Annotated in this window: 23 protein-coding genes; 11 read left to right on the top strand and 12 right to left on the bottom strand. The window is 49.7% G+C overall.

Features of this window, described 5'->3' with window-relative positions; all coding sequences use genetic code 11:
• Nucleotides 1-43: 43 nt before the first annotated feature.
• Entirely contained in the window at nucleotides 44-1,876 is a 1,833-nt protein-coding gene (gene glmS, locus AC6R0S_RS01525; protein WP_500637072.1) for a glutamine--fructose-6-phosphate transaminase (isomerizing), read from the bottom strand.
• Between the two features lie 156 nt (nucleotides 1,877-2,032).
• Nucleotides 2,033-2,794, bottom strand: a complete 762-nt coding sequence (locus AC6R0S_RS01520; protein WP_500632911.1) for a DeoR/GlpR family DNA-binding transcription regulator — start codon at nucleotides 2,792-2,794, stop codon at nucleotides 2,033-2,035.
• A 431-nt stretch (nucleotides 2,795-3,225) separates the two neighbouring features.
• Between AC6R0S_RS01520 and pykF the strand changes: the two genes are divergently transcribed.
• Nucleotides 3,226-4,638, top strand: coding sequence for a pyruvate kinase PykF (gene pykF / locus AC6R0S_RS01515; RefSeq protein ID WP_334553540.1), 1,413 nt, complete (start codon nucleotides 3,226-3,228; stop codon nucleotides 4,636-4,638).
• Nucleotides 4,639-4,834: 196 nt separating this feature from the next.
• Here the strand turns inward: pykF and AC6R0S_RS01510 are convergent, their stop codons facing one another.
• The 3 genes from AC6R0S_RS01510 to AC6R0S_RS01500 form a co-directional block, all read right to left on the bottom strand.
• A complete protein-coding gene (locus AC6R0S_RS01510) occupies nucleotides 4,835-6,655 on the bottom strand; it encodes a GGDEF domain-containing protein (protein WP_500637071.1) in 1,821 nt (606 codons plus the stop codon).
• A 194-nt stretch (nucleotides 6,656-6,849) separates the two neighbouring features.
• Nucleotides 6,850-7,566 (bottom strand): oxidative stress defense protein, encoded by a 717-nt coding sequence (locus tag AC6R0S_RS01505; RefSeq protein ID WP_500637070.1) that lies wholly within the window; start codon nucleotides 7,564-7,566, stop codon nucleotides 6,850-6,852.
• Nucleotides 7,567-7,652: 86 nt separating this feature from the next.
• Nucleotides 7,653-8,555, bottom strand: a complete 903-nt coding sequence (locus AC6R0S_RS01500) for a LysR family transcriptional regulator ArgP (RefSeq protein WP_500637069.1) — start codon at nucleotides 8,553-8,555, stop codon at nucleotides 7,653-7,655.
• Nucleotides 8,556-8,664: 109 nt separating this feature from the next.
• On the opposite strand from AC6R0S_RS01500, the gene AC6R0S_RS01495 reads away from it, so the two are divergent.
• Complete coding sequence (locus tag AC6R0S_RS01495; protein WP_500627747.1) at nucleotides 8,665-9,291, top strand: LysE/ArgO family amino acid transporter; 627 nt, start codon at nucleotides 8,665-8,667, stop codon at nucleotides 9,289-9,291.
• Between the two features lie 60 nt (nucleotides 9,292-9,351).
• Here the strand turns inward: AC6R0S_RS01495 and mscS are convergent, their stop codons facing one another.
• From mscS to tkt, 5 genes are all read right to left on the bottom strand, one after another.
• Nucleotides 9,352-10,215, bottom strand: coding sequence for a small-conductance mechanosensitive channel MscS (mscS, locus tag AC6R0S_RS01490; RefSeq protein ID WP_500627748.1), 864 nt, complete (start codon nucleotides 10,213-10,215; stop codon nucleotides 9,352-9,354).
• 173 nt (nucleotides 10,216-10,388) lie between these two features.
• On the bottom strand, nucleotides 10,389-11,465 hold the full coding sequence (fbaA, locus tag AC6R0S_RS01485) for a class II fructose-bisphosphate aldolase (protein ID WP_500627749.1): 1,077 nt from the start codon (nucleotides 11,463-11,465) through the stop codon (nucleotides 10,389-10,391).
• Nucleotides 11,466-11,630: 165 nt separating this feature from the next.
• Nucleotides 11,631-12,791, bottom strand: a complete 1,161-nt coding sequence (locus AC6R0S_RS01480) for a phosphoglycerate kinase (protein ID WP_500629325.1) — start codon at nucleotides 12,789-12,791, stop codon at nucleotides 11,631-11,633.
• A gap of 185 nt (nucleotides 12,792-12,976) precedes the next feature.
• Nucleotides 12,977-14,023, bottom strand: coding sequence for an erythrose-4-phosphate dehydrogenase (epd, locus tag AC6R0S_RS01475; RefSeq protein WP_500637068.1), 1,047 nt, complete (start codon nucleotides 14,021-14,023; stop codon nucleotides 12,977-12,979).
• Nucleotides 14,024-14,192: 169 nt separating this feature from the next.
• A complete protein-coding gene (gene tkt, locus AC6R0S_RS01470) occupies nucleotides 14,193-16,187 on the bottom strand; it encodes a transketolase (RefSeq protein ID WP_500637067.1) in 1,995 nt (664 codons plus the stop codon).
• A 358-nt stretch (nucleotides 16,188-16,545) separates the two neighbouring features.
• Between tkt and metK the strand changes: the two genes are divergently transcribed.
• From metK to ruvX, 8 genes are all read left to right on the top strand, one after another.
• Nucleotides 16,546-17,700 carry a methionine adenosyltransferase gene (gene metK / locus AC6R0S_RS01465; RefSeq protein WP_334553521.1) on the top strand — a complete coding sequence of 385 codons (1,155 nt, stop codon included), beginning with the start codon at nucleotides 16,546-16,548 and terminating at the stop codon, nucleotides 17,698-17,700.
• Between the two features lie 488 nt (nucleotides 17,701-18,188).
• On the top strand, nucleotides 18,189-18,989 hold the full coding sequence (locus AC6R0S_RS01460) for a DUF2189 domain-containing protein (RefSeq protein WP_334568345.1): 801 nt from the start codon (nucleotides 18,189-18,191) through the stop codon (nucleotides 18,987-18,989).
• Nucleotides 18,990-19,078: 89 nt separating this feature from the next.
• Nucleotides 19,079-19,576, top strand: a complete 498-nt coding sequence (locus AC6R0S_RS01455) for a SprT family zinc-dependent metalloprotease (RefSeq protein WP_500627753.1) — start codon at nucleotides 19,079-19,081, stop codon at nucleotides 19,574-19,576.
• 199 nt (nucleotides 19,577-19,775) lie between these two features.
• Nucleotides 19,776-20,474 (top strand): deoxyribonuclease I, encoded by a 699-nt coding sequence (endA, locus tag AC6R0S_RS01450; protein ID WP_500637102.1) that lies wholly within the window; start codon nucleotides 19,776-19,778, stop codon nucleotides 20,472-20,474.
• A gap of 141 nt (nucleotides 20,475-20,615) precedes the next feature.
• Nucleotides 20,616-21,347: a 16S rRNA (uracil(1498)-N(3))-methyltransferase gene (gene rsmE, locus AC6R0S_RS01445; RefSeq protein WP_500637066.1), complete on the top strand. Its 732-nt coding sequence runs from the start codon at nucleotides 20,616-20,618 to the stop codon at nucleotides 21,345-21,347.
• 16 nt (nucleotides 21,348-21,363) lie between these two features.
• Nucleotides 21,364-22,314 (top strand): glutathione synthase, encoded by a 951-nt coding sequence (gene gshB, locus AC6R0S_RS01440; protein ID WP_500637065.1) that lies wholly within the window; start codon nucleotides 21,364-21,366, stop codon nucleotides 22,312-22,314.
• Between the two features lie 77 nt (nucleotides 22,315-22,391).
• The gene (locus AC6R0S_RS01435) at nucleotides 22,392-22,955 is read left to right on the top strand and encodes a YqgE/AlgH family protein (RefSeq protein ID WP_334554101.1); all 564 of its coding nucleotides are present in this window, start codon (nucleotides 22,392-22,394) and stop codon (nucleotides 22,953-22,955) included.
• Between the two features lie 95 nt (nucleotides 22,956-23,050).
• Nucleotides 23,051-23,473, top strand: a complete 423-nt coding sequence (gene ruvX, locus AC6R0S_RS01430) for a Holliday junction resolvase RuvX (protein ID WP_334553512.1) — start codon at nucleotides 23,051-23,053, stop codon at nucleotides 23,471-23,473.
• A 62-nt stretch (nucleotides 23,474-23,535) separates the two neighbouring features.
• Here the strand turns inward: ruvX and AC6R0S_RS01425 are convergent, their stop codons facing one another.
• Together AC6R0S_RS01425 and AC6R0S_RS01420 are read right to left on the bottom strand one after the other, a co-directional pair.
• The gene (locus AC6R0S_RS01425) at nucleotides 23,536-24,642 is read right to left on the bottom strand and encodes a PilT/PilU family type 4a pilus ATPase (protein ID WP_487903652.1); all 1,107 of its coding nucleotides are present in this window, start codon (nucleotides 24,640-24,642) and stop codon (nucleotides 23,536-23,538) included.
• Between the two features lie 10 nt (nucleotides 24,643-24,652).
• Nucleotides 24,653-25,690 (bottom strand): type IV pilus twitching motility protein PilT, encoded by a 1,038-nt coding sequence (locus AC6R0S_RS01420; protein ID WP_500637064.1) that lies wholly within the window; start codon nucleotides 25,688-25,690, stop codon nucleotides 24,653-24,655.
• A 24-nt stretch (nucleotides 25,691-25,714) separates the two neighbouring features.
• Between AC6R0S_RS01420 and AC6R0S_RS01415 the strand changes: the two genes are divergently transcribed.
• Nucleotides 25,715-26,416: a YggS family pyridoxal phosphate-dependent enzyme gene (locus AC6R0S_RS01415; protein ID WP_500637063.1), complete on the top strand. Its 702-nt coding sequence runs from the start codon at nucleotides 25,715-25,717 to the stop codon at nucleotides 26,414-26,416.
• The last annotated feature ends 67 nt before the right edge of the window (nucleotides 26,417-26,483 follow it).

Here is a 26,483-nt window from a genome sequence, read left to right as displayed (position 1 = left end):
AGATACTAAAAGGCCTAGCGAGATGCTAGGCTTTTTTTGGCTGTTATTCCACCGTTACCGCTTTCGCTAGGTTGCGAGGTTGGTCGACGTCGGTGCCTTTGATCAGCGCAACGTGGTAAGACAGCAGCTGCATTGGAACGGTGTAGAAGATAGGTGCAGTCACTTCGTTGACGTGCGGCATCTTGATGATCTTCATGTTCTCATCGCCTTCAAACCCAGCGTCAGCATCGGCGAAGACGTACAGCAGGCCGCCACGGGCGCGCACTTCTTCAACGTTAGACTTCAGCTTCTCAAGCAGATCGTTGCTCGGCGCGATCACGACAACAGGCATGTCCGCATCAATCAATGCTAGAGGGCCATGTTTCAGTTCACCCGCGGCGTAGGCCTCTGCGTGAATGTAAGAGATCTCTTTGAGCTTGAGCGACGCTTCCATCGCGATTGGGTAGTACTCGCCGCGGCCAAGGAACAAGGTGTGGTGCTTATCGGCAAAATCTGGAGCCAGCGCTTCGATCTCTTTGTCAAAGGCGAGCGCTTTTTCAATCGCACTGGGTAGCTCATGGAGCGCTTTTACAATCTCTGCTTCGCGCGTTTCATTAACGCGGCCTTGCAAGCGACCAATGGACACCACCATCATCAGCATCGCAGCAAGCTGGGTCGTAAACGCTTTGGTCGAGGCCACACCGATCTCTGTGCCTGCACGCGTCATAAAGGCAAAGTCAGACTCACGCACCAGTGAGGAGCCCGCGACGTTACAGATGGTCATCGCCGCCATGTAGCCTTTCTCTTTAGCCAAACGCAGCGCGGCTAGGGTATCCGCCGTTTCACCAGATTGAGATAGCGTCACCAACAAGCTGCTTGGGCGAACCACGAAATCGCGGTAACGGAATTCAGACGCGATTTCCACATCACAGCTCACGCCGGCAATGGATTCAAACCAGTAACGCGCTGCCATGCCTGAGTTGTAAGAGGTACCACACGCGATAATCTGCACGTGCTCGACTTTGCTCAGGATCTCTTCTGCATTCACGCCAATCGCATTGGTGATGACGGCTTTGTCGGAAATACGACCTTCCATCGTGTTGATCAGCGCCGTCGGCTGCTCAAAAATCTCTTTTTGCATAAAGTGACGGTACTTGCCTTTATCGCCGGCATCGTGCTCAGCGTTGGACTCAATCACTTCACGCTCAACTGCTTCGCCGTTGGCATCAAAGACGGTGACCGAGCGACGAGTCACCTCAGCAACATCGCCCTCTTCTAGATACATAAAGCGACGCGTCACGCTCAGCAGCGCAAGTTGGTCAGACGCAAGGAAGTTTTCACCGACGCCAAAACCAATCACAATTGGGCTCCCCGAACGGGCAACCACAATGCGAGAGGGATCTTTGCGATCCACGGCTACCGTGCCGTAAGCGCCTTCCAGTTGCTTGGCGGTTTTTTGCAGCGCTTCAAGTAATGTGTCTGAGGTGCGACGTTCCCACTCAACCAAGTGTGCAATCACTTCGGTGTCAGTTTGTGATTCAAACACGTAACCACGAGATTGAAGCAGCTCGCGCAACGCTTCGTGGTTTTCGATGATCCCGTTGTGGACGACGGCGATATCACCAGACATGTGTGGGTGCGCGTTCACTTCTGACGGCTCACCGTGCGTTGCCCAGCGTGTGTGTGCGATGCCAGTGCCACCAAGCACGTTCGCTTGCTCAACAGCGTCGGCCAACTCTTGCACCTTACCGAGACGACGTACGCGAGTGAGGTTATTGTCACTGTCGACCACCGCCACACCTGCTGAGTCATAGCCGCGGTATTCAAGACGGCGGAGACCTTCCACTAAAATTTCCGCCACATCACGCTGTGCCACTGCACCAACGATTCCACACATAGGTTCTACTCCCTTCCCTTTTGCTAGGGTTGTTTGATTTAGGCGTCAGCCGAATAAGCAGCAAGCAAAAAACACTGGCGTATATCGCCAAGTGGCCAATTCGGTTCGTGCGCCGATAATATGGTTAAAACGAGATGCCTAGACTCACACTTAAGTTTAGGCACAAATTACGGTGACGCCGTGAGACTCAATCTGTTGTTGGTACTCCGGCGGCAAATCGCTGTTGGTAATCAATACGTCAATACTGTCCCAGGCGAGCTCTAAGTTTGGGATTTTACGGCCAATTTTCTCGGACTCGACCATCACAATCACTTCGCGTGAGACTTCCGCCATCACCTTGCTAAGACCCACAAGCTCATTGAACGTGGTGGTGCCACGCGCCAAATCGACGCCGTCAGCACCGATAAACAGCTGGTCAAAGTCGTAGGAACGCAGTACCGACTCTGCCACCTGCCCTTGAAACGACTCGGAATGTGCATCCCAAGTGCCGCCCGTCATTAGTAAAGTAGGTTCACTCTCTAATTCGTTAAGCGCATTAGCGACATTGAGCGAGTTCGTCATCACCACCAAACCACGCATGCCATCCAGTTGACGAATCAATGCGCCCGTCGTGCTACCACTGTCGATGACAATGCGGTTGTGTTCACGGATTAAGGTGGCGGCGGCTTTCGCTAGCTCATTCTTGCGAATCGAAACATTTTCACTCAATTCATCGCTGACCACTTCTTTCGGTAGCGCGATCGCCCCGCCGTAGCGGCGAAGCAGCTGACCATTTTTCTCTAAAGAAGCCAGATCCTTTCTAATCGTGACTTCAGAGGTCTCAAAGCGCTGAGAAAGCTCTTCAACACTGACCTCTCCTTTCTCGTTAACGAGATGGGAAATAGAGTGTCTTCTTAATTGAGTGTTTCGTTTCGACATGACTACCAAAAATCAAAGTTTCAAATCAAAACAAATTATAATCAAAACGAAACATTTTCGTCCATTTATTTTGAACCAAAAAATAAAAAAATTGCGGCAAAACCTTGTCCTAAGACAATTCTTAAACAGTGATCCTTGAGTCAATCAGTGGTAGAATTCGCCACCGAAAAGAAAAAAAATTACAGAATTGACTGTTATTTTTTTGCAACTAACCGCTGATATCCTAGGTTAGTCACAAATTTGCGGCGAATTTTCCCATCAATTTAGTCATAAAATGACTAAATTTGATGAAAGACTTTCAGTAGCGAAGTTGACCTTGAAAGTACGTTTTTCTCTATGAGCGACGTCTCATTTAGCCCGAGAAAACGCTCGACTTCGACATGATCCATGACTTTCAAATTGTAACTATTATTGACCGGAGAGTATCTTCCATGAAAAAGACCAAAATCGTATGTACGATTGGCCCTAAAACTGAATCTGTAGAGAAACTGACTGAGCTTGTAAACGCAGGCATGAACGTAATGCGTCTTAACTTCTCTCACGGTGACTACGCAGAACACGGCACTCGTATCACGAACTTCCGTGAAGTCATGGCAAACACGGGTAAGCAGCTTGCGATTCTTCTGGATACTAAAGGTCCTGAAATCCGTACGATCAAACTAGAAAACGGCGATGACGTTGATCTAGAAGCGGGTCAAGAATTCACATTCACAACAGACACTTCTGTTGTTGGTAACAAAAACACCGTTGCGGTCACTTACGCAGGTTTCGCTGCTGACCTAAACGTTGGCAACACTATCCTAGTCGATGATGGTCTTATCGAGATGGAAGTGATCGCAACAACAGAAACTGAAGTGAAGTGTAAAGTTCTAAACAACGGCGCACTAGGTGAAAACAAAGGTGTTAACCTTCCTGGTGTCTCTGTTCAACTTCCAGCTCTATCTGAAAAAGACAAAAACGACCTTAAATTTGGTTGTGAGCAAGGCGTTGATTTCGTTGCCGCTTCTTTCATTCGTAAAGCAGCAGACGTGAAAGAAATCCGTGAACTTCTAGACGCAAACGGCGGCGAAAACATCCACATCATCTCTAAGATCGAAAACCAAGAAGGTGTGGATAACTTCGACGAAATCCTAGAGCTTTCTGACGGTATCATGGTTGCTCGTGGTGACCTAGGTGTTGAAATCCCAGCAGAAGAAGTGATCTTCGCTCAGAAGATGATGATCGAGAAATGTAACCGTGCACGTAAAGTGGTTATCACAGCGACTCAAATGCTGGATTCTATGATCAAGAACCCTCGTCCAACACGCGCAGAAGCGGGTGACGTAGCGAACGCTATCATGGACGGTACAGATGCAGTGATGCTTTCTGGCGAAACAGCGAAAGGTAAGTATCCTGTAGAAGCGGTAACTATCATGGCTCAAATCGCTAACCGCACGGATTCTGCACTAAAAGCGGAACTAGGTTCACGCCTAGACAGCCCACGTCTACGCATCACTGAAGCGGTATGTAAAGGCGCTGTAGACACTGCTGAGAAGCTAGCGGCTCCTCTTATCGTTGTTGCAACAGAAGGCGGTAAGTCTGCTCGTTCAGTACGTAAGTACTTCCCAACAGCAAACATCCTAGCGCTAACGACTAACAAGAAGACAGCCGCTCAACTTGTTCTGACTAAAGGCGTTCGTCCAGTATTGGTTGACTCAATCGACAGCACTGACTCTTTCTACATCAAAGGTAAAGAGTTGGCACTTGAGTCTGGCCTTGGTAACAAAGGCGACATCGTTGTAATGGTATCAGGTGCACTTGTTGCTTCTGGCACAACCAACACAGCGTCAGTTCACGTTCTATAATCGTTCAACTCAGTAACATGAATAAAGGGAGCTTCGGCTCCCTTTTCTTTTGCCTGCAATCACAGAGACGCATAGAGCAGTGAACAAAGAGAGTGTAAATAGAAAGAAAATTGGTGGGACTAACTTAGGCACTGACGTGCTCAATGAAGACGCGACGTACTTTAAGATGAGACCTTCTTTAAGACGAAAGAGTTCGTTATGCGATGTCGTCGCTGCTGCGACAAGTAGAGACGCGGTTGCGCCCTAAGGTTTTTGATTCATACAGTGCGATATCCGCGCATTTATAACAGCGAGTGTAATCGTGAGTCATATCCGTAACCCCCACACTGATCGTGACCGGAATATCCAGTTGATTCGCCGTCGCTACTCTCAACCTATCGAGCGCGCGCTCTGCTTCTTCAAGCGGCGTGTGAGGCATGATCACTGCAAACTCCTCGCCGCCAATTCGCGCCACAAAATCAGTATCGCGTAAGCGCTCTTTAATCAGATTGCCTACACGCTGAATCACGCGATCCCCCTGGTCGTGCCCTTGCTCATCATTGATTCGCTTAAAGTAATCAATATCAATCAAGGCAAGGCAGGTGGTGTTGCTCTCTCCGTAGCGCTCCACTAGCTTGGCACTCTTTCTTAGCTCTGCATCAAACTTGCGTCGATTCCAAAGCTGGGTTAACTCATCAATTTCGCTCAGCACCCTGAGGCGCTCTTCAAGGGCAACGCGATCAGAAATATCCACGAGAGAGGTGATGTAATAACTGACGTTGCCCGTTTTCGATAATACGCTCTGAACACGTGCAATCACAGTGACGTCATAATCGAGCGGCGAACTGTTGAGTCTCACCTCTCCTTCCCAAAACTGATGCTTAGAGAGTTGTTCAAAAATGTGCATTGAGGCTTCGATCTGCTTTTCCCCCAGCAAGATCTTGAACACATTCCGATTCACCACCTCTTGTTGGCTTAGTCCCGTAAGCTTATTGAACTCATCATTGACTAAAATTGCTCGATACCAGCGGTCGGTGATGATCACCGCCGACATCCCACTGAGCGCCGCTCTCGCCAGTTGGCTCTCAATACTGCGTTTACGATAATAGAAGATCAATACGCCGCCAGGCACGATCACTGCGATCACCAGTAGCGTCGCGAGCAGCGCCTCTTGAAACAGCTCCAATAACTCTCGACCCGTGAGATCATTGAGCTGCTGCTGGCTTAAATGGATCACCAAGTACATCTCATGGCGCGGGGAAAGGTACAACTTCTCAAACACGAGTAGCTCGCCGTTCTCCATCACTGAGCCGGACTCTTTCACCTGCATTTTGACCCAAGCTTGAGGATACAATTGAGGCAAACTGAAGTGCTTACGCTCTTCAATCACATGGCCAAAACGCTCTTGTTGATTATCGCTGACTAAGAAGTAACCACCGTCATTAGCCAATTTGGGCCTCAGCAGGCCATCGGGGGCATAGTTGAGTCTCGATGCCAACGCTTCCACATCGACATTAAGAATAAGGTACCCCGTCTTCACCTCATCAATGTATATCGGTGTCAACAAACGCAGGCTAGGACGATAGGGATACACCACCTCACCACGCTCGATTTCCAAATCGACGCCCCAAGTCCCTATCTCATTTTTTGCCAGAGTTTGAGCGTAATCAAAGTAGTCGCGCTGCGATTTATTTTGCAGGTTCTCCTCACTCACGACCACACTTTTGCCATCGAGGAAGTTCACGCGGATCTGCTCTTTGCCTTGACGATCCAGATAGCGGACTTGGGTATACCACAGCTGGCTGTCAGTCACCGAGGCCCAAGACTGCTCGACAATGGTTTTATGCTCGTCCGTTGGCTCGGCAATATAGTCATAAAGATTACGACTGTGCGATAACAAATTGACGACAGAAACAAACTGATTGCGAACATTCAGATACTCGCGTTCGCTGTAGGTCAATTGATGTGAAGCTTGAGTGATGATGGTGTTCATTGCCGCCGTTTTTACTTCTTGGTATCGGCTATGATAGTAAGTCATCACTATCAATATGAGCACTAACATAACTAGTATTAGATACCAAAAGTTACTGCGGCTTTTCATCACTAGCTATGCTCTTAAAAAAATGAGGAGGAAGTATAGCATTAATACGAAAGTCGATTAAAGAGCGAGCGATGACACATTCGACCCCTCGCTATTTTTCCCTTTAAAAAATAAAGGCTTTTAGTAAGAAATCAATCAATCTGATAAATAACATCCACGCTATCACGAATGATGATCGATGAGTCTTGGTAGCCCACTGACTCTCTTTTCGCGTCCATACTCATGGTACGCATCAATACCGGTTGGTTTTGCTGACTGCGATAATCGATTCGCCACACGCCTTTGAGCGTTTTACCAAACCCTTCAGACAACGCGTGCGCTTTCTGATTGGCATCACGGATCGCCGCTTGACGCGCTTGATCTTGGTAACGTGCGGCCTCTTTTACTTTCAACTCAATATTGCTCACTTGGTTGATGCCCACACTCAGCGCCAGGTCAAGATAATCATTGAGCTTTTCCAGTTCATTGACCGTGACTTGAATGGTACGAGTCGCACGATAGCCGACCAACTCAGGAGCCCCATTCTTAGGATACTGATATTGAGGTGAGAGATAGAGATTAGAGCTCTGAATCTGCTCGCTCGGGACTTCTTCTCGCCCTAACGCTTTGAGAAAGTCACTCACCACTTGGTCGACGGCTTGTTTTGCCTGCTCTGCGGTGAGCATCGATTCGACCACGGTCACCGTAAATTTCGCCATATCAGGCTCAGCGGTGACCTCACCATAGCCTGTGGTACTGAGGTGGGGAAAATCTATCTCGGCAAAGCTCGGCGCGCTGGCCACACATGCCAGCAAAACGAGCCAGCGACATTGAACGCGCACAGCAGACATTCGAGTTGGGTTGGTCATAAAGCGATCCGTATGTTAGGTATTTCATACATAATAGAAAACGTTGATTTCTTCACCAAGTGAGACAAGAGAAAACTGACAAAGAATTAACGACTCGGCTGGATCAGATGCTGCTGCGCATAACTGAGAATCGCTTCGCTGACTTCTTTCATCAGGCCTGTTTCGAGTTGCCAGTGGTGCCAATACATCTCAAAGGAGAGACAAAACCCGGGAAGCAAATCGACCAAAGTGCCCTGCTCAAGCTCCTTTTCGATCTGTATGGTGGGAATCAAACAGTAAGCGCAATGATTAAGCGCCATATTGACGAACGCCTCAGAGCTCGAGACCCAGTGGTTGATCCCTCGATCAATATCAATGTCATGCTGTTTGAGAAAATCTCGATGCAATGGATCGTGTTGATCAAACGAGACCGCAGGGGCTATCGAGAGCGCCTCTTTGGTCAATCCTTTTGGAAAAAAACGCTCGCGAAACTGCGGCGTGGCCACGCAAATGTAATCCATCCGACCCAAATAGCGGGCCACGCAACCACTGAGAGCTTGGCTTGCCATACTGATCGCCCCCACCACCTCACCTTGCTTGAGTTTATTTAGTGTACGGCCCTCTCTATCGACTTCAAACCTCATCTCGAGCGGGTGCTTTTTCAGTACCGGGCTCAACGCCGGTAGTAGCCAGGTGGCCAAACTATCGGCGTTGGTCGCAATCGAGATCTGACGGATTTGCAAAGGCTGCTGATTGCTAATTTCCGGAATCAACTCTTGTTCCAGCAATTGAATGCGCTGATAGAAACCGAGCAGCTTTTGACCAAGGGGAGTAGGCCTTGGTGGCTGGTCACGAACCAAGACGGGCTGCGCCACGAATCGCTCAAGTTGTTTGATTCGCTGTGAAACCGCAGACTGGGTGACATACAGCGCATTGGCCGCTTTATCAAAGCCACCGGTTTTGATCACGCTATCCAGCGCTTCAATCCAACGATAATCCAGCCCTTTCATCGCACCATCCTCATAAGCATTACTAATAATCAATTAAAATCATTAATTGTATTTATATCTTAATTCTGATTATTGTGGGCGCCTATCATGAACAAAAAGAGAGGTTATCGTGAGTTTCTGGTTAATGCTGCAAGGGTTTGGCTTAGGGGCCAGTATGATTATCCCCATTGGCGCGCAAAATGCTTACGTACTGAATCAAGGCATCAAACGTCAACACCACCTGACTACGGCGACGATCTGCAGCTTTCTCGACATGCTGTTTATCTCTGTCGGTATTTTTGGCGGCGGGGCGATTCTGTCACAAAATGAGACCTTGCTGACTTTAGTGACCATCGGCGGCATTCTGTTTCTCGGCTACTATGGGTTTCTTTCTCTGAAAAGTGCGCTGGCCTCCCACAGCGAAGGGCTACAAAGCAGTGAGCTATCGCGCGGTCGTAAAGCGGTCATTTTAGGCGCGCTCGCCGTCACCGTATTCAATCCGCACCTTTATCTCGATACCGTGGTTATTTTGGGATCCATCGGCGGCCAATTCGAAGGTCAGGAGCGACTCTCTTTCGCCATCGGTACTATCTTGGCGTCCTTTGTGTGGTTTTACGGGCTGTCGATTGGCGCCGCTAAATTGGCGCCCACCTTATCCAAACCTAGAGTAAAACAAGTGATTGATTTTCTGGTCGGTACCATGATGTGGGTCATCGCGGGCATGCTCGCCAAGCACTTGCTGCAAGGCTGGGGATGAGTGGATAAAACAAAGCGAGGCTCAAGGGCCTCGCTTTTCGCTTTACGTCGTTCAATCGTATTAGTCGACTTTGTTGAGATGCACGTCCATTTGTGGGAATGGAATCTCAATACCCGCCGCATCCAACGCTTCTTTAATGTTTTGCATGGCGTCGAAGTAAACCCCCCAGTAGTCCGCCGTTTTCACCCAAGGACGAACCACAAAGTTCACCGAAGAATCCGCCAAAGCGAGAACACCAATCGTGATATCTGGATTTTTCAAGATACGCGGATCTTTTTCCAACGTTTCACGGATCACTTGCTTAGTCTGCTTAAGATCTGCCTTGTAGGAAACGCCAATCACGAGATCAACACGTCGCGTTTCATGACGAGAGTAGTTGGTGATCGCACCGCCGATAACGCCAGCGTTTGGCACCACGACCATTTTGTTGTCAGGCGTTTTCAGCACCGTTTGGAAGATTTGGATGGAATCAACGCTGCCTGCCACACCGGCAATCTCAACATAATCACCGGATTTGAAAGGACGAAACGCGACAATCAACACACCCGCTGCGAAGTTAGACAGCGAGCCTTGCAACGCTAAACCAACCGCAAGACCGGCCGCACCGATAACCGCAACCACAGACGCCGTTTGAACACCAATTCGGCCAAGCGCGGCAATCAAAACAATCACAAAGAGTAGGTAGCGAACCAGACCATGAATAAAGTCGACGACCGCTTTATCCATCTGCTTCTTCTCTAAAACTTTAGAGATGCTGTTAGCAATGCTTTTAACAATGATGTTACCAATAAACAGTATAGCGATCGCAGAAATGATGTTCACACCATACTGAATCAGTAAATCTGAATTGTTATTTAGCCAAGATTCGGCGTGAGACAAGCTGTCAATGATTGGCGTTTCAATCCCTGTTGATTCTTCTGCCATACTCTCTTTCCTCTATTAAAGTGACTTAGTTGAATAGTTGTAGCTTACAGATTACGCAAAGCCATGGTATTTCGCCAGAGTTTATAACAATTTATATTCATTTGTATTAAAAAGCGGACACAAAAAAAGCCGCTCGATGAGCGGCTTCTTATCAATCAAAGTGACGGGCTGAATTACAGAACATCAACCGCGTTTAGGTCAGCAAATGCTTTCTCTAGACGAGCAACCATTGAAGCTTGACCAGCACGTAGCCATACGCGTGGATCGTAGTACTTCTTGTTTGGCGCATCTTCGCCAGTTGGGTTACCGATTTGACCTTGTAGGTAATCGTGGTTTTCCGCTTCGTACTTACGAATACCGTCCCATGTTGCCCACTGAGTATCAGTATCGATGTTCATTTTGATGACACCGTAGCTGATTGACTCTTGGATTTCTGCTTCAGTTGAACCAGAACCACCGTGGAATACGAAGTTTAGTGCGTTAGGTGCAATACCAAACTTCTCAGCACAGTACGCTTGAGAGTCACGTAGGATAGTTGGAGTCAGTACAACGTTACCTGGCTTGTAAACGCCGTGTACGTTACCGAAAGACGCTGCGATAGTGAAACGAGGGCTGATTGCCACCAATTTCTCGTAAGCGTAAGCCACGTCTTCTGGAGAAGTGTACAGCTCAGATGCGTCCATGTGTGAGTTGTCAACGCCGTCTTCTTCACCACCAGTACAGCCTAGTTCGATTTCTAGAGTCATACCCATTTTCGCCATGCGAGCTAGGTATTTTGCAGAGATCTCGATGTTCTCTTCTAGAGACTCTTCAGAAAGGTCAATCATGTGAGAAGAGAAAAGTGGCTTGCCAGTTTGAGCGAAGAACTCTTCACCCGCATCTAGTAGACCGTCGATCCAAGGAAGCAGTTTTTTCGCTGCGTGGTCAGTATGAAGAATAACAGGCACACCGTAAGATTCTGCAACAGCGTGAACGTATTTCGCGCCAGCAACTGCGCCAAGCACTTGTGCGTCTTGACCTTCAAGTTTTAGACCTTTACCCGCAAAGAAACCGGCACCGCCGTTAGAGAACTGAACCACAACAGGCGCTTTTACTTTTGCTGCTGCTTCTAGAACGCCGTTGATTGAGTCTGTGTTTACTACGTTCACTGCTGGTAGAGCGAAGTTGTTTTCCTTTGCAACTTCAAACACTTTCTGAACGTCATCGCCAGAGATAACACCTGGTTTTACGAAATCGAAGATCTTAGACATGGATTTAATCCTATTAGCTGTCATTTTTAAAAATGGTCGTTATAAAAATAAAACTTTTCAGTTTAAATTCTTGCAAACGTTTGCTCACAACTTGCGCTATTCTAGCAAAAATGTGATGTGCCGCAAACAAGAAAGCGGGAGAGAGACTCCCCCGCTTTCTATCAATTACTTAGCGCGTGCTTCTAGCATTTCAACCGCTGGAAGGACTTTGCCTTCTACAAACTCAAGGAACGCACCGCCGCCCGTTGAGATGTAAGACACATCTGCTTTGATACCGAACTTGTCGATCGCCGCTAGCGTGTCACCACCGCCTGCAACAGAGAAACCTTCAGACGCTGCGATCGCTTCAGAGATACCTTTTGTACCCGCTTCGAAGTTCTTGAATTCGAATACGCCCACAGGGCCGTTCCAAAGGATGGTTTTCGCGTTCTTCAGAATCTCAGCCAATTGCGCGGTAGAGTTTGGACCTAGGTCGAAAATCATGTCGTCGTCTTGAACTTCAGATACGTCTTTGATTTCCGCTTCTGCGTTCTCATCAAATGCTTTTGCACAAGCAACGTCAGTCGCCACTGGAATCGCGCACTCTTCCATTAGCTTTTTCGCTGTGTCGACTAGGTCTGCCTCGTATAGAGATTTACCTACGTTGTGGCCAGCCGCTGCGATGAAGGTGTTAGCAATACCGCCACCGACAACCAGTTGGTCAGCGATTTTAGATAGAGACTCAAGCACAGTCAGCTTAGTCGACACTTTTGAACCACCAACGATAGCAACCATTGGACGCGCAGGCTTGTCCATTGCTTTACCTAGCGCTTCTAGCTCGTTCGCAAGTAGAGGACCTGCACACGCAACGTCAGCGTGCATACCCACACCGTGAGTTGATGCTTGTGCACGGTGAGCCGTACCGAATGCGTCCATTACGAAGATGTCACAAAGTGCAGCGTACTGCTTAGACAGTGCTTCGTCGTTTTTCTTCTCGCCAACGTTGAAACGAACGTTTTCTAGAACAACAAGCTCGCCCGCGTTCAGCTCTAGACCGTTTAGGTAGTCTTTCGCTAGCTTCACTTCGCAGTCAAGTGCATCGTTTAGGTAGTTTACGACAGGTTGTAGAGAGAACTCTTCCGCGTATTCACCCTCAGTTGGGCGACCTAGGTGAGAAGTAACCATCACTTTCGCGCCTGCTTCTAGACAGTGCTTGATTGTTGGTAGAGACGCGAGGATACGCGCATCAGAAGTTACTTTGCCGTCTTTTACTGGCACGTTTAGGTCAGCACGGATGAATACACGTTTACCTGCTAGATCCAGGTCAGTCATCTTGATTACAGACATGGTTTGTCCTCTCAACTATTCAAAAAATAAAGTTTTCAGTCACTCGGCAACCCTGCCAAGCCTATTAATTCTTCAAACTGGTTTTGATATGGAGATTATCAATATTTATTTCAAGGGTAAAAATAAATATTACTCCACCGCCTTTCGGCGCTTCCAATCTGGGTGAAAATGACCGCTAAACGGCACTACCCAGCTTGTTCTGAAGCGACCTGCATTGCGAGCGCAGTATCCAGCATGCGGTTCGCAAAGCCCCATTCGTTATCACACCAAACCAACATTTTGACTAGGTGCCCATTACTCACGCGAGTCTGGGAACCATCAACAATGGCACTGTGGGGATCGTGATTAAAGTCAATCGATACGAGCGGCGCTTCAGTATAGTCAACAATGCCGTGTAATGTACACTGAGATGCGTTAACAATGGTTTGATTTACGTCATTAACTTTCACATTCGTATTAATTGTGACACTTAAATCCATCGCAGTGACGTTTACCGTGGGAACGCGCACGGATATGGCTTCGAATTTGTTGGAAAATTTCGGGAAGATTCTTTCAATCCCTTTGTGCAATTTCGTATCGACTGGAATGATGGATTGGCTGGCGGCTCGAGTACGACGCAAATCGCTGTGATACGCATCAATCACCTGCTGATCATTCATTGAGGAGTGAATGGTGGTGATCGTGCCAGAATCGATACCAAAAGCATCGTCCAACGCTTTGATGATAGGGACAATACAGTTGGTCGTACACGAACCGTTAGAAACGACGCGATGCTCTGCGGTTAATGTTTCATGGTTCACGCCATAGATGATGGTGTTGTCGATATCACTGGCGCCCGGGTGGGAGAAAAGCACTTTTTTAGCGCCGGCTTTGATGTGCGCTTGGCCATCGGCTTGCGAGCCATAGACACCGGTGCAGTCGAGCACCATATCGACCTCAAGATCGCGCCAAGGCAGTAGCTCAATGTCGTTTAGGTGCAAAATCCGAATCGAATCAAAGTCGCCACTCTCCACGACGCCGTGATGAATATAGATATGCTCTTGGCCATGCGTGATTTTTTTGCCAAAACGACCGTGGCTCGTATCGTATTGCAGTAAGTGCGCCATCGCATCAGGCTGTGCCAACTCGTTGACCGCGACCACTTTGATCTGCTGATGTTTGCCGCTCTCGTAAACCGCGCGCAACACATTACGACCGATACGTCCAAATCCATTGATCGCAATTTTAAGCATCCTTTCCTCACCCTACCTGATTTTCGTGTCACAGATAGTAACTGAGCCCGTGCCCAGATGCGAGTTCCAATCCCCGAAACCGCCTATTTCTAGTAACTAGGAACTAGGAACTAAATAAAAAAAACCGAGCCACTCACGACTCGGTTTCCTTCAAACTACATCGCCACAATTAAGCAAGCAGTTCTTTCGCTGTGTTCACAACGTTTTCTGTCGTGAAGCCAAACAGCTTGAACAGCTCTCCAGCAGGCGCTGATTCACCGAAGGTTGTCATACCGATGATCTTGCCGCCAAAGCCGACATACTTGTACCAGAAGTCCGCAATACCCGCTTCGATAGCGATACGTGCTGTTACGTCAGCTGGCAGTACGGATTCACGGTACGCTGCGTCTTGCTTATCGAACGCATCCGTCGATGGCATAGACACCACACGTACTTGCTTGCCTTCAGCAGTAAGCTGCGCCGCCGCTTCGACAGCCAGTTCCACTTCAGAACCGGTGGCGATAAGGATAAGCTCTGGCTTGCCCGCGCAATCTTTTAGGATGTAACCACCCTTAGCGATGTTAGCCACTTGCTCAGCGTCACGCTCTTGCTGCGCGAGGTTTTGACGAGAGAAAATCAGAGACGTTGGGCCATCTTTACGCTCAATCGCCAATTTCCAAGCGACCGCAGATTCCACCTGGTCACATGGACGCCATGTGCTCATGTTTGGCGTTAGGCGAAGTGACGCCATTTGCTCAACGGGTTGGTGCGTTGGGCCATCTTCACCCAGACCAATCGAGTCATGCGTGTACACTTGGATGTTCTGAATTTTCATCAGCGCGGCCATACGCATCGCGTTACGAGCGTACTCCATAAACATCAAGAAGGTCGCACCGTAAGGGACAAAACCACCATGCAGCGCAATACCATTCATGATGGCCGTCATACCGAACTCACGCACACCGTAGTGAACGTAGTTCCCTGAGAAATCGTCTGCTTCCAGTGATTTTGAGCCCGACCACATGGTCAAGTTGGATGGCGCAAGGTCCGCCGAACCGCCCATAAATTCAGGCAGCATTTTACCGAACGCTTCAAGCGCATTTTGAGACGCTTTGCGCGAGGCAATGTTCGCTGGGTTGGCTTGCAGATCAGCAATGATTTGATTCGCTTTCTCTTCCCATTGCGCAGGAAGCTCACCGTTGAGACGACGTTTCAGCTCCGCCGCTTCTGTTGGGTACGCCGCTGCGTAAGCCTCAAACTGAGCGTTCCACGCCGCTTCAGATGCTGCGCCTGCGGTTTTCGCATCCCACTGCTCATATACGTCTGCTGGAATCTCAAATGCTGGGTGCTCCCAACCTAGGAACTCACGCGCAGCTTTGATTTCGTCTGCACCTAGTGGCGCGCCGTGACAATCGTGAGAGCCCGCTTTGTTTGGTGAACCAAAACCGATGATGGTCTTAGTACAAATTAGAGTAGGGCGAGGGTCCGCTTTCGCGGCAGTGATGGCGGCGTTGATCGCCTCAGCATCATGGCCATCGACAGCTGGAATAACATGCCAACCGTAAGCTTCAAAGCGTTTTGGTGTATCGTCAGAGAACCAACCTTCCACTTCACCATCAATCGAGATGCCATTGTCATCCCAAAAAGCGATCAGCTTGCCAAGGCCCAGAGTGCCCGCTAGTGAACATGCTTCGTGAGAGATCCCTTCCATCAAACAGCCATCCCCCATGAATACGTAGGTGAAGTGGTCGATGATGTCATGGCCTTCTTTATTGAACTGCGCCGCTAATGCTTTCTCTGCCAGCGCCATGCCCACTGCGTTAGTGATACCTTGGCCAAGAGGACCAGTAGTGGTTTCTACGCCCGGTGCATAACCATATTCTGGGTGGCCCGGCGTTTTTGAATGAAGCTGACGGAAGTTTTTCAGATCATCAATAGACAGCTCGTAACCACTTAGGTGCAGCAAAGAGTAAATCAGCATTGAGCCGTGGCCGTTTGATAGCACAAAACGGTCGCGGTTTGCCCATTCTGGGTTCGCTGGGTTGTGGTTTAAGTGTGAACGCCAAAGAACTTCGGCGATATCCGCCATCCCCATCGGTGCGCCTGGGTGACCGGAATTAGCTTGTTGAACACCATCCATGCTAAGTGCACGAATTGCATTGGCCAAGTGTTTACGAGAAGACATGTCTGCTCCTGAATGCATTAAGCGAATTGATAACTAATGTGGGCGATAATTCTCGCAGAGCATCTGCGCGGGTGCAATCGATTACTGTCTAATCAACGCCAGATCTACGATATTTATTGCAAATTTCTCGAAGACCGCCGGTTTTCGTTACTGCTTGATGCAAACGATTGCTCTTTACCTCACGCGGCGGATTGAGAAAAATACGCGTTTTTACTCTACTTAAATCACAAAAATAACTTGTAATTCGAGCACGCAAAACTAGAATAGACGTCTAGATGTAGATACACCTACATAATTTAACCTTATTTTTGTGCTGGGCGAGCAATGACGCCCATCCAACAGATTAAATGGAGCTCTCATGGCTAAGCACCTGTTTACTTCTGAATCCGTATCAGAAGGCCATCCAGATAAAATTGCAGACCAAATCTCAGATGCGGTTCTCGATGCGATCCTCGAGCAAGATCCAAAAGCTCGCGTAGCGTGTGAAACCTACGTCAAGACCGGTATGGTCATGGTCGGCGGTGAAATCACCACTTCTGCATGGGTAGACATCGAAGAGTTAACGCGCCAAACCGTACGTGAAATTGGCTACGTTCACTCTGACATGGGCTTTGACGCGGATTCGTGTGCAGTGCTAAACACCATCGGTAAACAGTCTCCAGACATCAACCAAGGTGTCGACAAAGCGGATCCAAAAGAGCAAGGTGCCGGTGACCAAGGCATCATGTTTGGTTACGCATGTAACGAGACTGAAGTCCTCATGCCAGCGCCTATCACTTACTCACACCGCCTAGTGCAAAAGCAAGCGGAAGTACGTAAGAACGGCACACTGCCATGGTTGCGTCCAGATGCAAAATCTCAGGTTACGTTCCAGTACAACGAAGGTAAGATCGTTGGTATCGATGCGGTCGTACTGTCAACTCAGCACTGTGACTCTATCTCAACGCCGGATCTGCGCGAAGCGGTAATGGAAGAGATCATCAAACCTGTTCTACCAGCTGAGTGGCTCAACAAAGACACTAACTTCTTCATCAACCCAACCGGTCGTTTTGTTATCGGTGGCCCAATGGGCGACTGTGGTTTGACCGGTCGTAAGATCATCGTTGATACCTACGGCGGCGCAGCGCGTCACGGTGGTGGTGCATTCTCTGGTAAAGATCCATCGAAAGTAGACCGTAGTGCCGCTTACGCAGCACGCTACGTGGCGAAAAACATCGTCGCAGCGGGTATGGCAGATCGCTGTGAAATCCAATTGTCTTACGCAATCGGTGTTGCGGATCCAACGTCTATCATGGTGGAAACGTTCGGTACTGAGAAAGTCTCGCACGACATCATCATTGAGGCGGTACGTCAGTTCTTCGATCTACGTCCATACGGCCTGCAAGAGATGCTGAACCTACTTCAGCCGATCTACAAGAAGACCGCCGCTTACGGCCACTTCGGTCGTGAAGAGTTCCCTTGGGAAGCGACGGATAAAGCCGCAGAACTGCGTGACTTCGCTGGTCTCAAGTAATCACTGAGCCACACTATTTCAGGGCTTTTGGTTCGCCAAAAGCCCTTTCTTTTGCCTGCCATCTAGCCTCCTCGCTCGCTTTGCTCACCCCGACCTCGCATCCCCCCCACCCATCATTGAACAAAATTTAACCTCCCAGGTTGTAATTTACGCCATTGAGGTCAATAGTTAACAATATGTTAAATGAACGCATCCAAGGATGACGTCTTTACGTATAAAACCAGACGTGACTGCCATCCCCTCTGCGCCGAGTAACACGCGCAAAGCTTGTGTTCAGATCACGGCATCAACATGAAACTGAGAGTTCACACCCTTTAACGTCAGCGTCTAGGAGCACATCAGCGAATCGGGTCAGCACTCTCTCGTGTTTGCGAACGGCTTGCGTTTAAAAACGTCTTTTGTTTACAAATACGTAACAACCCCTTTTCTCGGCCACCACTCAAAAGGCAAAGAAGAGGATGAGAATCGAGATTGATCAAGGAGGAGTTATGCCTCGTACGGTTAACCCACATGACTTCAAAGAGCAAAAACATAAGGAAGTCAGCGACCACGAATACGCGCGCACCATACCGTGTAATCAGGTCAGTATCTCTGCCCCATTTCATTGGCTCGCGCTCGGCTTGCACGACTTTGTTCGCATGCCGCTGATTAGCGCTTTCTACGGCTTGTGCTTTATGGCGGCGGCCATCGGCATTGTTCTCCTCGTCCAGTGGCAAGGCACACACCTTGTGGTGATGCCCAGTCTGGTCGTCTATATGCTCATTGGGCCTTTTTTAGCGCTCGGTTTGTATGACGCAAGCTGGGAGCGAGAGCGCGGACATAAACCCAGTTTGCTTCACTCGATGAAAGCCATCGGGCGCAACTCCACCTCACAATGGGCGTTTGCCGTGCTGCTTGCGGTGTGTATGATTTTTTGGATGCGTATCGCGGCGCTGTTGCATGCACTTTACCCTTCAGTACAAGGGGCGCCGTTGAGCGACTTTCTCCCCTTCTTGATCATCGGCTCATTAGTGGGTTTAGTGCTGGCGTGTGTTGTGTTCAGTATCTCAGCGTTTGCCATTCCGCTGATGATGGAGCGACGCGTGGATATGATGACTGGCGTATTCAGTAGCTTTAACGCCGTTAAATCCAATATTGGTGCCATGATCGTCTGGGCTGCGATCATTTGTGGCGGAATCTTAATTGGCTTTGCCACTTATGGTATCGGGATGCTCTTTACGATGCCGATACTCGGCTACGCCACTTGGCACGCGTATCATGAGGTGATTAAGAAACGCCATCACCCTTAACATGTGGCCTATTTGAGGTATAGTGAACGCCCCGAGCTCTCTCGGGGCGTTTTTTATCCTGTATCTCTGCCAGCGAAGATGAGTCACCTGTGGATTTGACCCTCACCTATTCAACTCAGCGAGTGATCGCACAATGCATCGAGCAAGCCCGCCAGGCGTTCGGCCGGCCGTTTCCTATGCCAACGCTCTCGTTTAAGCTGCGCGGCAAAGCGGCAGGAAAAGCGTACCTGCAACTCAATGAAATCCGCCTCAATCCGGTGTTGTTTGCGGAGAATCAAGCGGCGTTTCTCCAAGAAGTGATCCCCCATGAAGTGGCCCACCTTGTCACCTATCAAGTTTATGGTCGCGTTCGCCCGCACGGCAAAGAGTGGCAAGGGGTCATGGAGTCAGTGTTCGGTGTCAAAGCCAACACCACCCACAGCTTTGCTGTCACCTCTGTTCAGGGTAAAACCTTTGAATACCGTTGTGCGTGTCGTGACTACCCGCTCTCTATTCGACGCCACAATAAAGTGCAGCGCAAACAGGCAAGCTATCGCTGCCAACAGTGTCAGCAGACACTGGTATTTTCTGGCAAACAGTTGTCGTAATCACCCGCACTCCATCCCTGCCAGCTATCTATCCCCACTAAATCACACCCTGTGGCGCGATCTCGTTCAGCGTAACAAATAACATCATCACTAAAATCCTACCTTTTTGCGTGCTAGACTGTGAAAAATAATACTTTTTTCATGCTTTAACGCTCACTCAGGTTTCATTATGTCTCGACTGCCCGTTTGGTTTACTGTGATGAGCTCGCTGCTAGCGGTGACGCTCTCTTCTGCTTTCTCTTTCGCGCACGCAGCGCCGCCGTCCTCTTTTTCCAAAGCAAAGAAAGAGGCGGTCAAGATCTACGCCGATCACCCCACCAGCTTTTACTGTGGCTGCAATATTGAGTGGCAAGGGCGCAAAGGCACGCCGGATCTTAACTCGTGCGGCTATCAGGTGCGTAAGCAAGAGCGCCGAGCCTCTCGCATTGAGTGGGAGCATGTGGTGCCTGCTTGGCAATTTGGTCATCAGCGCCAATGCTGGCAACAAGGTGGGCGTAAATACTGCACTAAAAACGATCAGCAATTTCGCTCGATGGAAGCCGATTTGCATAACTTGACCCCAGCGATTGGTGAGGTCAACGGCGATCGTTCAAATTACAACTTTAGCCAGTGGAATGGGGTTCAAGGGGTGAGCTATGGGCGCTGTGAGATGCAGGTCAACTTCAAACAGCGTGAAGTGATGCCACCCGATCGAGCCCGCGGCTCCATTGCTCGCACCTATCTCTACATGAGTAAAGAGTACGGATTTAAACTCTCAAGCCAGCAAACCAAGCTAATGAATGCATGGAATAAAACCTACCCCGCTGACGCCTGGGAGTGTGAACGTGACAAACGCATCGCTAAAGTGCAAGGCAATCACAACCCGTTTGTGGTTGAGGCATGCCAAGCAACCCCATAACCACCTAGCTCTGGGAACTAGAAACTAGGAACTAGGCACTCGACTTCTCAGCACGCTTTATCTCACGCTAGCCCCTTGTTTTTTCGCTCAAAGGCATCCATGTTAGTGGGATAACTTTTGGATTTGCAGGAAACCAACGCAATGCGCATGCCACGACTCTATCACCCAGAGACCATCCACCAGCTTGGGCCTCTCGCCCTCAGTGACGATGCCGCCGGACACGTCGGCCGAGTGCTGCGCATGAAAGAGGGTCAACAGGTGCTGTTGTTTGATGGCAGCGGCGCACAATTCCCTGCCACCATTACCGCTGTAGGAAAGAAAAACGTCGACGTCGAGGTGTTAGACCGCGTTGAGCAAAGCTGCGAGTCACCGCTGGATCTGCACTTAGGTCAAGTGATCTCACGCGGAGATAAAATGGAGTTCACGATTCAAAAATCCGTTGAGCTTGGCGTCAATACCATTACGCCCCTTATCTCTGAGCGCTGTGGCGTCAAACTCGACCCCAAACGTTTTGAGAAAAAGCTCGCTCAATGGCAAAAAATTGCTATCAGCGCCTGTGAACAATGCGGCCGGAATACCGTTCCTACCATTCGCCCGATTATGTCGCTCGAAGCGTGGTGCCAAGAGCAATTCGGTGGCTTGAAGCTCAATTTGCATCCGCGCGCCAAATACTCAATCAACACCCTACCGACTCCGGTAGAAAAAGTGCGTTTGTTGATTGGCCCTGAAGGCGGCCTTTCTAGCGATGAAATCGATATGACGCAGCAATACCAATTTGAAGAGACGCTGCTCGGTCCTCGCGTGCTACGTACCGAAACCGCAGCCCTTACCGCTATTACCGCCCTACAAGTTCGCTTTGGCGATCTTGGCTAAACGGAGAACACTATCCATGATCAAACTCGGCATCGTGATGGACCCGATTTCGTCCATCAACATCAAAAAAGACTCTAGCTTTGCCATGATGCTGGAAGCGCAGCGCCGCGGCTACGAAATTCACTACATGGAGATGAAGGATCTTCATCTAGAACAGGGCGTCGCGATTGCGGACACCAAAGTGGTGGAGCTGAAAGAAGATCCGAGCCGCTGGTATCAGTTTAAGTCTGAGCAGACCATTGAGCTGTCAGAGCTTGATGCGGTATTGATGCGTAAAGATCCCCCATTTGATACCGAATACATCTACGCCACATACATCCTTGAGCGCGCCGAAGAAAAAGGCACCTTGATCGTCAACAAGCCGCAAAGCTTGCGCGACTGCAATGAAAAACTGTTTACCGCGTGGTTCCCAGAGCTGACGCCAACCACCTTGGTGACTCGCAGCGCAGACAAGATCAAAGCCTTCCGTGAGCAACATGGCGACGTGATTTTAAAACCATTGGATGGCATGGGCGGCGCGTCGATCTTCCGTGTAAAAGAGAACGATCCTAACGTTTCCGTGATCATCGAAACCTTGACCAACCATGGTCAACACTACGCGATGGCGCAAACTTTCGTCCCAGATATTAGCAATGGTGACAAGCGTATTTTGGTGGTGGATGGCGAACCGATGCCCTACTGCTTAGCGCGTATTCCTGCCAAAGGAGAGACTCGCGGTAACCTAGCCGCAGGCGGACGTGGCGAAGCAAGACCACTGAGTGAGACAGATAAACAGATCGCTCTCGCTGTAGCGCCTACACTTAAAGAAAAGGGGCTGATTTTTGTTGGCCTTGACGTCATCGGCGACAAACTGACTGAGATTAACGTTACCAGCCCAACGTGTATTCGTGAAATCGAAGCCGCATTTGATATCTCCATTACCGGCAAGCTGATGGATGCGATTGAACGTCGCATTGAGCAGAAATAATCTATCGGTGATGGGATAACCCAGCTCTTGAGCGGTATTCGCTCTGTGGATGCCGCTCAATTTAAGGTGGAGTCATGATGAATTTAACCAACCATTTTCTCGTTGCCATGCCGGGGATGAAAGATCCCTACTTTAAGCGCAGTGTCATCTATGTGTGTGAACACAACGAAGAGGGCGCTATGGGCCTCATGATCAATGCGCCTATTGATATCACCATTGGAAAAATGCTCGAACGCGTCGATGTGCAGCCCGTTCATCCGCAGCTCAATACCGACAGTCTGGAAAAACCGGTCCTTAATGGCGGGCCTGTATCTGAAGACCGAGGTTTTATCCTTCATCGCCCTAAAGACACGTATGAATCCAGCATTCAGATGACCAGTGAAATCAGTGTCACCACCTCAAAAGACATTTTGAGTGTGCTCGGCACCGAGGCAGAGCCTAATCGCTACTTGGTCGCACTGGGGTATTCCGGTTGGGAGGCGGGTCAGCTGGAGTCAGAGCTCTCGGAGAATTCATGGCTAACCATTGAAGCCGACCCATCGGTCATCTTTGATACCCCGATTGCCGATCGCTGGCAAAAAGCGGTGCAGATGCTCGGCATTGACGTCGCACAGCTGTCCAACGACGTCGGTCATGCGTGACGATTCCGTGTTGCGCTAAAACGATAAGCGGCGATAACCCCTCGCCGCTGATTCACTTTAATTTCACGAATCTAGTTTCACTAAGCAGAACCCTTATGTCTAAAACCATCATGGCCTTCGACTATGGCACCAAAAGCATTGGCAGCGCCATTGGCCAAGAAATTACCGGCACCGCCTCACCACTCAAAGCGTTTAAAGCCAAAGACGGCATTCCCAATTGGGATGAGATAGGAAAGCAGATTGCCGAGTGGCAACCGAATCTGTTGGTGGTAGGACTACCCACAGACCTGCACGGCAAAGATCTCGAAAGCATCACGCCGCGAGCCAAAAAATTCGCCAACCGCCTCCATGGCCGATTTGGCCTACCGGTAGAGCTGCACGATGAACGCCTCTCGACCACCGAAGCCCGTTCCGAGCTGTTCTCGATGGGCGGCTACAAAGCGCTCACCAAAGGCAACGTTGACTGCCAATCCGCCGTGATCATTCTAGAAAGCTGGTTTGAAGCCCAATACCAATAACCCCAATTCCTAAAGCGAGTTCTATCAAACGCCCTCCCTCTAGGAACTAGGAACTCGCCACTCTAATCCATATCAATCTTAACGTTGTCCAACGCCCCACCGCCAAAGCCTTCTTGGCGATTGGTTTTCAGCATGATGCGCAAATCATTGGCGGAATCGGCACTGTGCAGGGCATCTTCTTCGTTGATCTTGTCCTCCACTACCAGTTGATATAGCGCTTGGTCAAAGGTCTGCATGCCCACTTGGTTGGATTTCGCCATGGTGCTTTTCAGCTCATGCAAATCGCCGCGACGAATCAGATCCGAAACACGTGGGCTGTTGAGTAGGATTTCAAACACGCCGTGACGCCCTTGACCGTTTTTATCGCGAATCAACTGCTGAGCGATCACGCCGCGCAGGTTCATCGACAGGTCAAACAAGAACTGCTCTTTTTGCTCTTTCGGCACCAGATGTAAGATCCGCTCTAGCGCTTGGTTGGCGTTGTTGGCGTGCAGTGTGGCCATACACAAATGGCCCGTTTCAGCGAAGGTCATGGCGTATTCCATCGTCTCACGACTGCGGATCTCACCAATCAGAATCATATCCGGCGCTTGGCGCAATGAGTTTTTCAACGCCACTTCATAGCTCTCGGTGTCGAGCCCCACTTCGCGCTGCGTCACAATGCAGCGCTGATGTTCATGAACAAACTCTATCGGGTCTTCGACCGTCAAAATGTGCCCGCTGCGATGCTGGTTGCGATAACCCGTCATCGCGGCCATCGTGGTCGATTTACCCGAGCCCGTCGCGCCCACCACCAGCACCAAGCCCCGCTTCGCAATCGCCAGGTCTTGCAGCACCTCTGGCAGCTTTAACTGCTCAAACGTTGGGATTTTGGTTTCAATGCGACGAATGACCGCGCCGGGCAACTCGCGCTGGTGAAATGCTGAGACACGAAAGCGCCCCACTTCTCGCACAATGGCGAAATTGGCTTCGTGCGTTTGGGCGAACTCCGTTTGGCGTTTTTCATCCATCATGCCGACCAAGAGCGCATCCACATCGGGTTGAGTCAGCGTTTCACCGTACGCTTTAAGCTGACCATCAACGCGATACAACAGCGGCGCGCCTACCGTGATATAGAGATCCGACGCTTTTTGCGCCACCATCTCTTCTAAACAGGCTGTAATGTCCATCCGTCACCTCTTAAAATGGCGTGCTTTGCACTTCAAATTTCTTCGCCACTTCGTCGGCATCCACCAAGCCTTGCATGATCAACTGCTTGGCATTTTGCTCCATGGTTTGCATGCCGTGCGCCGCGCCCGTTTGAATAACTGAGTACATCTGCGCCACTTTATCTTCGCGGATAAGGTTACGAATCGCCGGCGTCGCCATCATGATTTCATGACACGCCACGCGTCCCCCGCCAAGGCGCTTGAGCAGTTTTTGGGCGATAACGCTGCGCAAGGATTCAGACAGCATAGAGCGCACCATGTCTTTATCGCTCCCCGGGAACACATCAATAATCCGGTCAATGGTTTTCGCGGCGCTACTGGTGTGCAGCGTACCAAACACCAGGTGACCGGTTTCTGCGGCGGTGAGAGCAAGGCTGATTGTCTCTTGGTCACGCAGCTCACCAACCAAAATCACATCCGGGTCTTCACGTAGCGCACTGCGCAGCGCGTTGTTGAAGCTGTGAGTATCACGATGCACTTCGCGTTGGTTAATCAAACACTTATTGTTGCTGTGCACAAATTCAATCGGATCTTCAATGGTGAGGATATGCTTATTGTGGTGACGATTTATGTGGTCCACCATGGCGGCTAATGTGGTGGATTTACCCGAGCCAGTGGGCCCAGTCACTAGCACTAAGCCTTTTTCCATATTGGCAATGTCAGAGAAAATCTTTGGCGCCTCTAACTGCTCTAGGCTTGGGATCTCTGTCGGGATAGTACGAAAGACCGCCGCACAGCCACGACTTTGATTGAAGGCGTTGACCCTAAAACGGCCAACATCGGAGAGTTCAAACGAGAAATCGACCTCAAGGCGCTCTTCAAATTCGCTGCGCTGAGCATCATTCATGATGTCGAACACTAAGCGATGCACCTCAGAGTGCGACAAAGCAGGAACGCCCAGCTTTCTGACATCACCATCAATACGAATCATTGGAGAAACCCCAGCAGAAAGATGTAGATCTGAGGCATTATGCTTTACACTAAAATCCAGTAACTCAGCGATATCCATTTCAATTCCTTAATAAAGTTAGCTATGAGTAGTATTCAACAAAACATCGAACAGATCACCTCACAGATTGATGCGTCCTTACAAAAGTGTGGACGCCCTCGAGACTCAGTGCAACTTCTCGCGGTAAGTAAAACCAAACCTGTTGCCGATATTTTTGCAGCGGCGCAGGTTGGGCAACGCGCGTTTGGCGAAAATTACGTCCAAGAAGGGGCGGATAAAGTCGATTACTTTCGCCAAAATCACCCAGAGTTAGCGTTGGAGTGGCACTTCATCGGCCCAATTCAATCGAACAAAACCCGTATCGTGGCGGAGAATTTCGCCTGGGTACATACTGTTGACCGCGCCAAAATAGCGCAGCGCCTTAATGACCAGCGACCAGAAGGCCTAGCGCCGCTGCAAGTGCTCATTCAAGTCAACACCAGTGGCGAAGCGTCCAAATCCGGCGCCAGCGACGAGGAAATCTTCGCACTCGCAGAGTTGATTTCTACGCTGCCCAACCTCACTTTAAGAGGATTGATGTCCATTCCGGCAAGCACACCCGATTACGCGGCTCAGCTAGGTGCATTCACTGAACTGGCTGAGCTGCAGAGGTCGTTGGCGCAACGTTTGCCCGACGTCACCTTAGATACATTATCGATGGGCATGAGCGGGGATATGGACGCCGCCATTGAAGCAGGCAGCACTATGGTGCGGATCGGTAGCGCGATTTTTGGCGCCCGTAGTTAAGCGCCATTCCCAACCATCAGGGGCCAACACTTGGGCCAAATAACACAGAGATAAGGATTCACTCCGC

The organism is Vibrio sp. R15-SG3-ISO1B (genome assembly GCF_059833835.1).
Note: the sequence above shows the minus strand (reverse complement) of the source record. Positions and strands in the feature narration are given on the sequence as shown.